The 14,482-nt window shown below is 73.9% G+C and carries 2 protein-coding genes; both read right to left on the reverse strand.

Annotation, left to right across the window (positions count from 1 at the left end; genetic code table 11):
* Positions 1-17 precede the first annotated feature (17 nt).
* The gene (locus ACIA5G_RS11825) at positions 18-4,361 is read right to left on the reverse strand and encodes a type I polyketide synthase (protein WP_395922626.1); all 4,344 of its coding nucleotides are present in this window, start codon (positions 4,359-4,361) and stop codon (positions 18-20) included.
* A gap of 229 nt (positions 4,362-4,590) precedes the next feature.
* On the reverse strand, positions 4,591-14,475 hold the full coding sequence (locus ACIA5G_RS11830) for an SDR family NAD(P)-dependent oxidoreductase (RefSeq protein ID WP_395922627.1): 9,885 nt from the start codon (positions 14,473-14,475) through the stop codon (positions 4,591-4,593).
* Positions 14,476-14,482 lie beyond the last annotated feature (7 nt).

Raw genomic sequence — 14,482 nt, forward strand, 5'->3', positions numbered from 1 at the left:
GGTCGCGTGCACCCGGCTCAAGCGCCGAGTTGCTGGTCAATGAAGGCGAAGAGCTCGTCGTCCGACGACGGCGCGAAGCCGGGCCGCACCAGGTCGGTCAAGCGCGCGATGGCCCGCGCGTGCTCTTCGCCGGCCGGGTCGAGGCGGCTCAGGGCCGCTTCCAGCCCGTCGAGCAGGCCGGTGACGTCGTCGTCCGGTTCGGCGGTCCCGGCCAGCTCCTGCCAGAGGTAGGCGGCGAGCGCTGCCGGTGTCGGGTGGTCGAAGACGAGCGTCGCGGGCACCGCCAGGCCGGTGGCGGCGTCGAGGCGGTTGCGCAGTTCGACGGCGGTGAGCGAGTCGAAGCCGAGCTCGGTGAACGCCCGGTCCGGGCCGATCTTGCTGACGTCCGGGTGGCCGAGGACCCGAGCGACCGTCTCCCGCGCCACCTGCAGGAGCAGCCGTCGCTGCTCGGGCTCGATCAACCCGGTCAGCTGAGCCCGCAGGTCTGCCACGGGTGCCTCCGCGGCGACGGTTTCCGGCCGCGGGATCTCGCTCAGGGCCGGGGCGGTGCGGAAGCTCTCGAAGAACACCGGCCAGTCGAAGTCGGCGACCGTGACACAGGGGTCGCCCGCGGCGATCGCCCGGACGAACTCCTCCGCCGCGGCCTCCGGCGTCATCGGGCGCAGGCCCTTGTGGCGGACGTCGACGTCTTCGGCCATGCCGCCCTCGGCCCACGGGCCCCAGGCGATCGAGACCGCTGGAACTCCCTCGGCCCGCCACTGGGTGGCGAGGGCGTCGAGTTCGGCGTTCGCGGCCGCGTAGGCGGCCTGGCCGCCGTTGCCCAGGACGCCGGCCACCGAGGAGAAGAGCACCAGCGCGTCGAGATCGTTGGTGAGGTCACGCAGGTGGCGCGCGGCGGCCACCTTCGGCCGGGCGACCGCTTCGAAGCGCTCCGGGGTGGCGTCGTCGAGCAGGGCGTCGTCGAGGACACCGGCGGTGTGCACGACGACCCGCAGATCGTCGAGCGCGGAGACCACTGTGGACAGTGCGTCCCGGTCGGCGGCGTCGCAGGCGTGGATGGTGACGCGGGCGCCTCGCGCAGTCAGCCGCTCGCGCAGTTCGGCCGCGCCCGGCGCGTCCTCGCCGCGACGGGACAGCAGCACCAGGTGTTCCGCGCCCGCCTGGACCAGCCGTTCCGCGACGACGGCGCCGAGCGCGCCGGTGCCGCCGGTGACCAACGCGGTGCCGGAGGTGGACCAGTTCGCGGACGCCGGTGTCGCGGGGACGAACCGGCGTGCGTACACACCTTCGTCGCGGATCGCGACTTCGTCCTCGGGACCGCCGAGCACTGCACGCAGACGAGCGGCGGCTTCGTCGTCCGGCTGAGCGGGCAGTTCGACGCAGCCACCCCAGCGGCGGGGTTGCTCGATCGCCGCGACCCGGCCGACCGCGGCCACGCCGGGATCGGTGGTGGCGCACCAGATCTTCGCCGGGGTGTCCCGCAGGAGCGCCGCGAGCGCGGCGCCGTTCGCCGGGAAGGCGAGCACCGGGCCGTCTTGCGGCACCTCCGTCACCAGCGGTGCGCCGAGGGCCTTCGCCGCGGCTTCGGCCCAAGCGTGGCCTTCGGGGGCGTACACGGTCCAGCTCGCTTCCGGCGCCGGTGCCGGTTCGACCGGCCGCCAGACAACCTCGTAGCGCCGGGCCGGCGGGCTGCTCCGGTCGGCGGCGGCGAGCCAGAAGCGGTCGCGCCGGAACGGGTACGTCGGCAGGTCGACGCGCGTGGCGCCGGTGCCGTCGAAGATCCGCACCCAGTCCAGTCGGACGCCGGCGGTGAAGAGCCGGGCGCGCGCGAGGTCCGCGGCGGCCACCTCGTTGTGGTCCTTGCGTTGCAGGGGAACAAAAACTCCGTCGTCGACGCAGTCGGCGGCGAGAGCGGACAGCGAGGCGTCCGGGCCGATCTCGACGAACCGGCGGACCCCGCGCGCGTGCAACGTGCCGACACCGTCGGCGAACCGGACGGCCTCACGGACCTGCCGCACCCAGTAGCCGGGGTCGCGGACGTCGGCGACGTCGCCGGTGAGACCCGAGACCAGCGGGATCCGCGGCTCGGCGTAGGTGACGCTCTCGGCGACGGCGCGGAAGTCGTCGAGCATGCCGTCCATCAGCGCGGAGTGGAAGGCGTGGCTGACCGCCAGGCGCTTGGCACGCCGGTCCGGGAAGGCCTCGACCACCTTTTCGACCGCGGCTTCCTCACCGGAAAGCACCACCGACGCAGGCCCGTTGACCGCGGCGATGCTGACGCCGGCGGGCAGGTCGAGCTCCGCTTCGGTGGCCTGCAGGGCGACCATCGCGCCGCCCGCGGGCAGGGCCTGCATCAGCCGGCCGCGCGCGGCGACGAGCCGGGCGGCGTCGTCCAGGGACCAGACGCCGGCGAGGTGCGCCGCGGCCAGTTCGCCGATCGAGTGGCCGAGCAGGAAGTCCGGTTCGACTCCCCAGGAGCGGAGCAGCTCGGCCGTCGCGACCTCGAAGGCGAACAACGCGGGCTGCGCAACCTCGGTCCGGTTGATCATCGCGGCGTCACCGCAGGTGAGGACGTCGGCGAGCTGGTAGCCGGTGTGTGTGTCGAGCCGCTCGGCGACCTGGGCGAAGGCTTCGGCGAAGACCGGGAACGCGTGGCCCAGTTCGCTGCCCATGGCGAGTCGCTGGGCACCCTGCCCGGTGCACAGGAAGGCGAGCTTGCCGCTGCTCGCGCGGCCGGTGACGCCGCGTCCTTCAACCAGGGCTTCGAGCCCGGCACGGAGTTCGTCCTGGTCGGCGCCGGTGACGACGGCCCGGAACGGCAGGGCCGCCCGGCCGGTCGCGAGGGAGTAGCCGATGTCCAGGGGGTCACCCTCGGTCCGGCGCAGGCGCTCCGCCAGGTCGGGCAGGGCGGCCTCGCTGCGCGCGGACAGCACCCACGGGATCCGGGCGAGCGGACGCCGTTCCTCTTGTGTCGCGGTGCTTTCGGGGGCCTGGCGAAGAACGACGTGGGCGTTGGTGCCGCTGATGCCGAACGACGACACGGCAGCCGCGCGCGGGCGATCGACCTCGGGCCAGGCCCGGTGCCCGGTGAGCAGCTCGACGGCGCCGGAGTCCCAGGCGACGTGCGGTGACGGCTCGTCGGCGTGCAGGGTGCGCGGCAGCTCGCCGCGGCGCAGCGCCTCGACCATCTTGATGATCCCGGCGACCCCGGCCGCGGCCTGGGTGTGCCCGAGGTTCGACTTCACCGAGCCGAGGTAGAGCGGGACGTCGCGGTCACGGCCGTAGGTGGCCAGCAGCGTGTCGGCTTCGATCGGGTCGCCGAGCTTGGTGCCGGTGCCGTGCGCCTCGACGACGTCGACGTCCGAAGTGGACAGTCCGGCGTTCGCCAGCGCCGCGCGGATGACACGCTGCTGCGAGGGGCCGTTGGGGGCGGTGAGGCCGTTGGACGCGCCGTCGGAGTTGACCGCCGAGCCGGCGACCACGGCCAGCACGGGGTGACCGTTGCGGACCGCGTCGGACAGCTTCTCCAGCAGCAGGACGCCGGCGCCTTCACCCCAGCCGGTGCCGTCGGCGCCGGCGCCGAACGACTTGCAGCGGCCATCCGGGGCGAGGCCGCGCTGGCGGGAGAACTCGACAAACGTGTCGGGGACGGCCATCACGGTCGCTCCGCCGGCGAGAGCGAGCGTGCATTCGCCGGTGCGCAGGGCCTGCGCGGCCAAGTGGACGGCGACCAGCGACGACGAGCACGCCGTGTCGACCGAGACGGCCGGGCCTTCGAAGCCGAAGGTGTAGGCGACGCGGCCGGAGAGCACACTGCCGGCCGTGCCGGTGCCGAGGAAACCTTCGACGCCTTCGGGCAGCTCACCGGCGCCGGAGCCGTAGTCGTGGTACATGATCCCGGCGAACACGCCGGTGGGGCTGCCCTTCAGGGTGGTGGCGTCGAGCCCGGCGCGTTCGACGGCCTCCCAGCTGACCTGCAGGAGGAGCCGCTGCTGCGGATCCATGGCCAGGGCCTCACGCGGCGAGATGCCGAAGAACTCGGCGTCGAACTCGGCGGCGTCGTGCAGGAAGCCGCCTTCGCGCGCGTAGGACGTGCCGGGGTGGTCGGGGTCGGGGTGGAACAGCTCGGCGAGGTTCCAGCCGCGGTCGGCGGGGAACTCGGAAACCGCGTCCCGGCCGGCGGCGACCAGGTCCCACAGCGCCTCGGGCGAGTCGGCGCCACCGGGATACCGGCAGCCCATGCCGATGATCGCCACGGGTTCCCGCGCGGCATCGGCGAGTTCCCGGTTGCGCGCGGCCAGCCTGTTGTTCTCCTTGACCGATTCCCGCAGCGCGGTCACCAGTTCCTCGGGTGTCGCCATCAGATTCTCCGGACCGGACGAGACGGGCGAAGCTCGGGCATGCCCCGATCCTGGGCGCGCAAGCCCCAGCTCCGGCGGGCGCTTCACCACCCCGGCCCCACCTGGCGGTAATCGAGGACCCATCCCCGGCAATGCAAAAGTCCGTGAATGGCACATCGAGGGACTCTGAGTCCCTTGATGTGCCATTCACGGACTGGGCGGCGGGTGGTGCCGCTCGCGGCTCCTGCCGCTAGTCGGCGCGGGAGGTGGACATCGCGCGGCTGATCAGGTCACCCACGTCCAGGTCGTCGATCGACTCCTCGGCCGGGGCCTCCTCGGTGTTCTCCTCCACCAGCCGGAGCAACGCCTCCAGCACCCCCAGCTCCCGGAACCGGTCGATCGACGCCCCCGCCAGCGCCCGGCGCAAGCGACCTTCGTCCGGCACCACGATCTCCGGGAACAACAGCGCACCCAGGTGGGCCGCGAGAGCGACCGGGGTCGGGTGGTCGAACACCACCGTCGCCCCCAGCGGCCGACCCGCCGCGGCCGCCAGGCGGTTGCGCAGCTCCACCGAGGTCAACGAATCGAAACCGAGGTCGGTGAACGCGTGCTCCGGGTCCACTTCGGACGCCGACGCGAAGCCGAGCACCTGCGCGGTGTGCGTGCGGACCAGGTCGGCCAGCGCCTCGGCGCGGGCCGCCGGAGCCAAGGCCGCCAGGTCGGGTGCGGGCGCGGTGGCCGAGGCCGAGCGGCGCACCGGCAACCGGACCAAGCCCGTCAACAACGCCGGCAGCACTCCGGCCCGGGCCTGGTCGCGCAGGCCCGCGACGTCCAGCTTGACCGGCACCGCCACCGGGCCGGCCGCGAGATCGAACAGCACCTCACCCTCCTCCGGCGTCAACGCGCCGAAGCCGTCCCGGCGCATCCGGTCGACCAGCGCCGGGTCCAGGACGCCACCCATGCCGTCGGCGGCCCACAGCCCGTAGGCCAGCGACCGCGCCGGCAGGCCGTCCGCGTGCCGCTGCTCGGCGAGCGCGTCGAGGTAGGCGTTGGCCGCCGCGTAGTTGCCCTGGCCGGGGCCGCCGAGCACCCCGGAGACCGACGAGACCAGCACGAACTCCGTCAGCTCCCGGTCCCGTGTCAGCTCGTGCAGGTGCCGGGCGCCGTCGGCCTTCGGGCCGAGGACCCGGTCCAGCCGCTCCGGCGTCAGGGCGGTGACGACGCCGTCGTCCAGCACACCCGCCGCGTGCACCACGCCCTTCAGGTCCGGGATCCCGGCGAGCAGCGCGGCCACGGCGGCACGATCGGCGACGTCGCACGCCTCGACCCGCACCTCCGCACCCAGCTCACCCAGCCGGGCGGCCAGTTCCGGGGCGCCCGGCGCGCCGGGGCCACGACGGCTGGTGAGCACCAGGCGCTCGACGCCGTGGTGCGTGACGAGCCGTTCGGCCAGCCGCGCGCCGACCCCGCCGGTGCCGCCGGTGACCAGGACCGTGCTCGCCGGCTCCCAGTCAGGTTTGCGGCCGGGCTCGGCCCGCACCAACCGGGGCACCTCGGCCCGGCCGTCGCGGATCCGGACGCGCGGCTCGTTCAGCGCCAGCGCCGTGTCCACATCGGACACTTCGCCGTCCAGGATCACGAACCGGCCGGGATTTTCCGCCTGGGCCGAGCGGACGAGCCCGGACGCGGCCGCGTCGGCGAGCCCCTCGCCGGTGACCACGACCAGGCGGGAGCCGGAGAACCGCGGCTCGGTGAGGAACCGCTGCAGGACGTCCAGCACGGTATGGATGCCCACCCCCGCAGCCGGCAGGACCACCACCGGCGCGACCGGTTCGGTCACCTCGTCCCAGGACGTCCACACCACCGGCGGCACCGCCGGAACGTCCACCGGGACGTGCTCGACGCGGAACAGCGAGCGGTCCTCACCACCCCGCAGCTGGTCGCCGGTGACCGCGCGGACGACCAGCGAGCCGACCGTCAGCACCGGCGCGCCGGCGAGGTCGGTCAGGTCGACGGCGATCTCGCCGGGGCCGGTGAACCGCAGCCGGGCGCGGACCGCGGTGGCGCCGCTCGCGTGCAGGCTGACGTCGGTCCAGCTGAACGGCAGCGCCCCGGCCTCCTCCCCGGCGCCGAGGAACATGCCGTGCAGCGCCGCGTCGAACAACGCCGGGTGCAGGCCGAAGCGCGCCGCGTCGTCGTGCGCTTCCTCCGGCAGCGAGATTTCCGCGTAGAGGTCCACGCCCTGACGCCAAGCCGCCCGCAAGCCCTGGAACAATGGGTCGTAGGCGAAACCGCGGTCGGCCAGGTCGTCGTAGAACGACCCGAGGTCGACCGGCTCCAAGCTGTCCGGCCAGGCGAACCCGGTCGCGGGCGGGACCGCCTCGGCGAGCACCCCGGAGGCGTTGAGCTCCCAGGCCTCTCCCGGGACCCGCGAGTGGATCGTGACGGCCGCGGCCGCGCTCACCGCGACCTGCAGCTCGACCGCGCCGGCCGGCGGGATGACGAGCGGGGCGTGCAGGGTCAGCTCGGCCAGCCGCGGCCGACCGGCCTCGTCCCCGGCCCGCACGGCCAGTTCGGCGAGCGCGGCCCCGGGCAGCAGCACGGTGCCGTGCACCGCGTGCCCGGCCAGCCACGGGTGGGTGGCGAGAGACAGCCGTCCGGTGAGGACGGTGCCGTCCCCCTCGGCCAGCTGCAAACCGGCCGCCAGCAACGGGTGCCCGGGTGTCTCGAGCCCGGCCTGGCCGAGGTCCGAGGTTCCCGAGGGGGCGAGCCAGAAGTGCTTGCGCTGGAAGGGGTACGTCGGGAGCGCGACCGGCTGCGCGCCGGGCAGGACGCCGGCCCAATCCAGCGGCACACCGTGGACGTGCAGGGTGGCCAGCGCGGTCATCGCGGTGGTGGCTTCGTCGCGGTCCCTGCGCAGCAGCGGCACGGCGACGCCGGTGTCGACGAGGGCGCTGAGCACGGCGTCGGGTCCGAGTTCGAGGAACTTCGTGACCCCGTCGAGGCGCTCGAGCGCATCCGAGAACCGGACGGTCTCCCGGACGTGGGTCACCCAGTACTCCGGGTCGGTGAAGTCGGCGTCCGCGGTCACCGTCGAGGCGATCGGGATCCGCGGCTCGCCGAACGTCAGCCCGCGCACGACCGCACCGAACTCGGCCAGCATCGGCTCCATCAGCACCGAGTGGAACGCGTGGGACACGTCCAGGCGCTTGGTCTTCCGGTCGGCGAACCGGGCCGCCACCGCGAGGGTCGGTTCTTCGAGACCCGACAGGACCACCGACGAAGGCCCGTTGACCGCCGCCAGCGAAACACCGTCGGTGAGGTGCCCGGCAACCTCGGCTTCGGACGCCTGCACCGCCACCATGACCCCGCCGGACGGCAGCGCCTGCATCAACCGGCCCCGCGCCGACACCAACGTCGCCGCGTCGGCCAGGGACAGCACTCCGGCGACGTGCGCCGCCGCGATCTCGCCGATCGAATGCCCGGCCAGCACGTCCGGCCGCACTCCCCACGACTCCACCAGCCGGAACAGCGCAACTTCGAGCGCGAAGATCGCCGGCTGCGCGAACTCGGTCCGGGAGAGATCACCGGCCTCCGCCAGCAGCGCCCGCACCTCGTCGTACGCGGCTGCGAACACCGGGAACGCCTCGTACAGCCCGGCTCCCATGCCGGCCCGCTGCGAACCCTGGCCGGTGAACAGGAACGCCAGCTTCCCCGGCTGGGCGCGGCCGACGATCCCGCGTCCCTCGGTGAGCGCTTCAAGGCCGGCGCGCAGGTCTCCGACGACGGCGGCACGACGCTCGTGCGCGGTCCGCGTGGTCGCCAAGGAGAACGCGACGTCGGCGTCGGCCTGGCCGACCAGCGGCAGCAACGCACGGGCCTGGTCGGCCAGCGCCGCATCCGTCTTCGCCGAGAGCACCCACGGCACCACACCGTGCGTGGCCGGTTCACCCGCGGCTTCTTCCCGCACCTGCTCCAGGACGACGTGCGCGTTGGTCCCGCTGATGCCGAACGACGACACCCCGGCGCGGCGCGGCCGGCCGTGCTCCGGCCACGGCCGGGCCTCGGTGAGCAGTGACACGGCGCCCGCGTCCCACTCCACCTCGGCCGACAGCTCGTCGGCATGGAGGCTGCGGGGCAGCACACCCCGGCGCATCGCCTCGACCATCTTGATGATCCCGGCGACCCCGGCCGCGGCCTGCGTGTGCCCCAGGTTCGACTTCACGGACCCGAACCACAGCGGCTCTTCCCGCTCGCCGCCGTAGGTCGCGATCAGCGCCTGGGCTTCGATCGGGTCGCCGAGGCGGGTGCCGGTGCCGTGCGCCTCGACCGCGTCGACGTCCGAAGTGGACAGTCCGGCGTCGGCGAGCGCGGCGCGGATCACCCGCTGCTGCGACGGCCCGTTCGGCGCGGTCAGGCCGTTCGACGCGCCGTCCTGGTTGACCGCGGACCCGCGGACGACCGCGAGCACGGGGTGGCCGTTGCGGCGGGCGTCGGACAGCCGTTCCAGCACCAGGACACCGGCGCCTTCCGACCAGCCGGTGCCGTCGGCGGCCGCGGAGAACGACTTGCAGCGGCCGTCCGGGGACAGCCCGCGCTGGCGGGAAAAGTCGAGGAACGTCTCCGGGGTGGCCATCACGGTGACCCCGCCGGCCAGTGCCATCGTGCACTCCCCCGCCCGCAGCGCACGGGCGGCGAGGTGCAAGGCGACCAGCGACGACGAGCACGCCGTGTCGACCGAAACCGCCGGGCCTTCGAGGCCGAGCGTGTAGGCGACGCGGCCGGACAGGACGCTGGCCGAAGTGCCGGTGCCGAGGAACCCCGCGACACTGTCGGGCACGCTGGCCAGTTTGGCGGCGTAGTCGTAGTACATGATCCCGGCGAACACGCCGGTGGCGCTGCCCTTCAGCGACGTCGGGTCGAGCCGGGCGCGCTCGAAGGCCTCCCAGCTGACCTCCAGGAGGAGCCGCTGCTGCGGGTCCATGGCCAGGGCTTCACGCGGTGAGATGCCGAAGAACTCGGGGTCGAACTCCCCGGCGTCGTGCAGGAATCCGCCGTGGCGCGTGTAGGTCTTGCCGGGCAGGCCGGGCTCGGGGTCGTACAGGGCGTCGACGTCCCAGCCGGGCCGGCCGGGGAATCGCGAGATTGCGTCCGTGCCGGCGTCGACGAGGTCCCAGAGGTCTTCCGGCGAGCGCACCCCGCCGGGGTAACGGCAGGCCATGGCGACGATGGCGATCGGCTCGTCGGCCGCACCCCGGCGCGGCGCGACCACCACGGCCTGCTCCTCTGCCCCGAGCAGTTCGCCGGTGAGGAACCGGGCCACCGCGGCGGGCGACGGGTGGTCGAAGACGAGCGTCGCGGGCAGCCGCACGCCGGTCTCGGTGGCCAGCTCGTTGCGCAGTTCAACGGCGGTGAGCGAGTCGAAGCCGAGCTCGGTGAACGGCCGCGTCGCCGCCACTGAGTCCGCACCGGAACGGCCGAGCACGGCGGCGACCCGCGCCCGGACCACGTCGGTCAGCGCCGGTTCGCGGTCGGCCTCGGGCAACGCGGCCAGACGCGCCACCAGCCCGGTCGCTTCCGCGCCGCGGGCGGCGGTGCGGCGGGTCCGCACCCGGACCAGGCCACGCAGCAGCGGCGGGATGCTCCCGGCCTTCCGGACCACTCCGAGGTCCAGCCGGACCGGGACGAGCAGCTCACCACCGTCGGCGAGGGCGGCGTCGAACAGGGCCAGGCCTTCGGTGACGTCGAGGGCGCCGAAGCCGTCGCGGCCGATCCGGTCGCGGTCGGCGCCGGCCAGCCCGGCGCCCATGCCGTGCTGCCACAGGCCCCAGGCCAGCGACTGGGCCGGCTTCCCGGCGGCGCGCCGCCGGCAGGCGAGAGCGTCGAGAGACGCGTTGGCCGCCGAGTAAGCCGCCTGGCCTGGCGAGCCGAACACACCGGCGATCGACGAGAACAGGACGAAGAAGTCGAGGTCACCGGCGAGTTCGTCGAGGACCTGCGCGGCGGTGGCCTTGGCGCGGAAGACACCTTCGAGGCGTTCGGGGGTCAGGGCCGTGAGGACGCCGTCGTCGAGAATCCCGGCCGCGTGGACGATCCCGGTCACCGGCGCACGCTCGAGGAGGTCCCGGACCTGGTCGCGGTCGGCGACGTCGGTGGCTTCGACCCGCACGGTGGCACCGAGTTCGATGAGTTCGGCGGCCAGCGCGCCGGCTCCCGGAGCTTCGGGACCGCGGCGACTGACGAGCAGCAGGTTGCGGACGCCGTGTGCCGTGACCAGGTGCCGGGCCAGCTCCGCGCCCAGTCCGCCGGTGCCGCCGGTGACCAGCACCGGGCCTTCGGTGTCCACAGTGGACCCGTCGGATGCGGTGGCGCGAGCGAGGCGCGGGGCGAAGAGCTTGCCGTCCTGGACGTGGACCTCGGGCTCGCCGGTGGCCAGCGCGGCTTCGATGTCGGCACGGCCGCCGTGGAGCAGGACGATCCGGTCCGGGTTCTCGGCCTGCGCGGTGCGGACCAGGCCGTCGGCCGCGCCGCCGGTCGTCAAGACGACGAGCACGCCGTCGTGGTCCGCGGCCAGGAACTCCTGGACCGCGAGGAGCGTCGCGGTCACCGGGTCGGCACCCGGCACCTCGAACACGTCGGCCACCGCGACCTCGGCGGTGCTCGCCGGAACGGGCGCCAGTACGACGCGGTAGAGGCCGTCACGCACCGGGGCCGCCGTGGGTGTCACCGCGCGGACGCTGAGGCCGCCGATCGAGGCGACCGGCGCGCCGGTGCCGTCGGCGAGGTCGAAGGAGAACCCCTCAGCCGTGGGGCGGGCGTGGACACGTAGCTCGGTTGCGCCCCGCGCGTGCAGCACGACGTCACGCCAGGCGAACGGGACCGAGCCCTGGTCGTCGCGCCCGGGGACCGCGGTGGCCTGGAGCGCCGCGTCGAGCAGGGCCGGATGGAGGCCGAATTTCGCGGCCTGGTCCGGGTCGGGTAGGGCGACCTCGGCGAAGATTTCGTCGCCGCGGCGCCAGACCCGGCGCAGGCCCTGGAACATCGGGCCGTAGGCGAGCCCGGCGGCGGCGAGCCGGTTGTAGGCGTCGCCGAGTTCAACCGCCTCGGCGTCGGGCGGCCACGGCAGGTCCACAGTGGACACCGCCGGGGAGCCGAGGGTGCCGGTGGCGTGGGTGGCCCACGGGTGCTCCGGCAGGCGCGAGTGGATCGACACCGGACGGCGGCCGTGGTCGTCCGCGGCGCCGACCACGACCTGGACCTCCGGCGCGGCGCCGGGGTCGAGCACCAGGGGCTCCTGGAGGATGAGTTCTTCCACCCCACCGCAGCCGGTTTCGTCGGCGGCGCGGACGGCCAGCTCGGCAAAAGCAGTCCCCGGCACCAGCACCCGGCCGGCGACCACGTGGTCGGCCAGCCACGGGTGCCGATCCAGGGAAAGCTTGCCGGTGAGCAGCAGGCCGTCGTGGTCGGCGACGGACACCGCGGCGCCGAGCAGCGGGTGGTCGGCGGCGGCCAGGCCGGCTGACGTGACGTCGACGTCGTCGTCCTGGGCGAGCCAGAAGTGCTCGTGCTGGAACGGGTACGTGGGCAACTCGGTGAACCGCCCGCTGTCGCCGAAGTACGCGGCCCAGTCGACCGGGACGCCGTGGCTGTGCAGGGTGCCGACGGCGGTGACCACCTGCACCGCCTCGTCGTGGCCTCGCCGGAGGAGGGGCACGCCGTGGTCCACGAGGGCGCTGAGGACGGCGTCGGGTCCCAGCTCGAGGAACTTCGACACACCTTCGAGACGCTCGACCGCATCCGCGAACCGGACGGTCTCGCGAACGTGGGTGACCCAGTACACGGGATCGGTGAAGTCGGCGTTCGGGGTGACCGTCGACTCGATCGGGATCCGCGGCGGGTGGAACGTCAGGCCGCGGACGATCTCGCCGAACTCGTCGAGCATCGGCTCCATCAGCTCGGAGTGGAACGCGTGCGAGACGTCGAGGCGCTTGGTCTTGCGGTCGGGGAACCGGGCGGCCAGCGCCAGCGTCGGTTCCTCGGCGCCGGACAGGACCACCGACGACGGGCCGTTCACCGCCGCCAGCGAGACACCGTCGGTGAGGTGCTCGGCAACTTCGGCCTCCGACGCCTGCAGCGCGACCATGACCCCACCGGACGGCAGCGCCTGCATCAACCGGCCCCGCGCCGACACCAACGTCGCCGCATCCTCCAGGGACAGCACGCCCGACACGTGCGCCGCCGCGATCTCGCCGATCGAATGTCCGGCCAGGACGTCCGGCCGCACTCCCCACGACTCCACCAGGCGGAACAGCGCCACTTCCAGGGCGAAGATCGCGGGCTGCGCGAACTCGGTCCGCGACAGGTCACCGAAGTCCGGCAGGAGTGCGCGCACCTCGTCGTACGCGGCCGCGAACATCGGGAAAGCTTCGTACAGCTCGGCACCCATGCCCGCGCGCTGCGAGCCCTGACCGGTGAACAGGAACGCCAGCCCACCCTCGGTGACGCGGCCGGTGGTCCCGCGGCCTTCGGCGACCTCGGCCAGCCCGGCCGACAACGTCTCCCAATCCGCACCGGTGACAACCGCGCGGTACGGCAGCGCGGCCCGGGTCGTGGCCAGGGTGTGCGCGGCGTCGGCCGGCTCGACCGGCCCGGCCGCCAGCAGCCGCGCGGCCTGGGCGGCCAACGCCGGTTCCGTGGCTGCGGACAGCAGTAGCGGGACGACCGCGGGTGAGGCGGGCGTCTCCTCGGCCACGGCGTCGGGGGCCTGCTCCAGCACGACGTGCGAGTTGGTGCCGCTGATCCCGAACGACGACACCGCACACCGGCGCGGCTCGCCCGCGGACGGCCACGGCGTGCGCTCGGTGAGCAGCGACACGGGCCCGGCGGCCCAGTCGACCTCACGGCTCGGCGTGCCGACGTTCAGCGTGGGCGGCAGCACGCCGTGGCGCATCGCCTCGACCATCTTGATGATGCCCGCCACCCCGGCGGCGGCCTGGGCGTGCCCGAAGTTCGACTTGACCGAACCGAGGAACAGCGGCCGGTCACGATCGGCGCCGTAGGTCGCCAGCAGTGCCTCGGCCTCGATCGGGTCACCCAGCCGGGTCCCGGTGCCGTGCGCTTCGATCGCGTCGACGTCCGATGTGGACAGTCGGGCGTCGGCCAGCGCCGCGCGGATCACGCGTTGCTGAGAGGGTCCGTTCGGCGCGGTGAGGCCGTTGGACGCGCCGTCGGAGTTCACCGCCGTGCCGCGGACCACGGCGAGGATCCGGTGGCCGTTGCGCTGGGCGTCGGACAGCTTTTCGAGGACCAGCACGCCGACCCCCTCGGCCCAGGCGGTGCCGTCGGCGTCATCGGAGAACGACTTGCACCGCCCGTCGGGGGCAAGACCGCGCTGGCGGGCGAAGTCGACGAAGATGCCGGGCGACGCCATCAGGTTGACCCCGCCGGCGAGGGCGAGGCCGCACTCCCCCGCGCGCAGCCCGCGCACCGCCGCGTGCACGGCGACCAGCGACGACGAACACGCCGTGTCGATCGACACCGCCGGGCCCTCCAGGCCGAGCTGGTAGGCGATCCGTCCGGAGTGGACACTGCACGTGGTGCCGGTGAGCAGGTACCCGTCCACCGCGTCACCGGGGTTGTGCAGGCGCGGCCCGTACTCCTGCGCGGACACTCCGACGTAGACGCCGGTGTTGCTGCCGCGCAGCTCGGCCGGGTTGATGCCGGACCGCTCGACGGCTTCCCACGACGTCTCCAGCAGCAGCCGCTGCTGCGGCTCCATCGCGAGGGCCTCGCGCGGCGAGATGCCGAAGAACTCGGCGTCGAACCCGCCCGCGCCGGGCAGGAACCCGCCGGTGCGGACGTAGGTGGTGCCACGGTGGTCGGGATCGTCGTCGAAGAGGCCCGTGGTGTCCCAGCCGCGGTCGGCCGGGAACTCGCCGATGCCTTCGCGGCCAGCGTCCACGAGGTCCCACAGCGCCGCGGGTGAGTCGACGCCGCCGGGGAACCGGCAGGCCATGCCGACGATCGCGACCGGTTCGTGCCGGCCGGACTCGACGTCACGCAGCCGTTCCCGGGTCCGGTGCAGATCTCCGGTGACCCGCTTGAGCAGGTCCAGGAGCTTGTCTTGGTCCGCCATCATTCCC

The sequence above is a fragment of the Amycolatopsis sp. NPDC051758 genome (assembly GCF_044453095.1).
Classification (GTDB): domain Bacteria; phylum Actinomycetota; class Actinomycetes; order Mycobacteriales; family Pseudonocardiaceae; genus Amycolatopsis.

Bases quoted from the DNA above. Each gene is read 5' to 3' on its own strand.
- ACIA5G_RS11825 (WP_395922626.1), bottom strand. From the start codon at position 4,361: ATGGCGACACCCGAGGAACTGGTGACCGCGCTGCGGGAATCGGTCAAG.
- ACIA5G_RS11830 (WP_395922627.1), bottom strand. From the start codon at position 14,475: ATGGCGGACCAAGACAAGCTCCTGGACCTGCTCAAGCGGGTCACCGGA.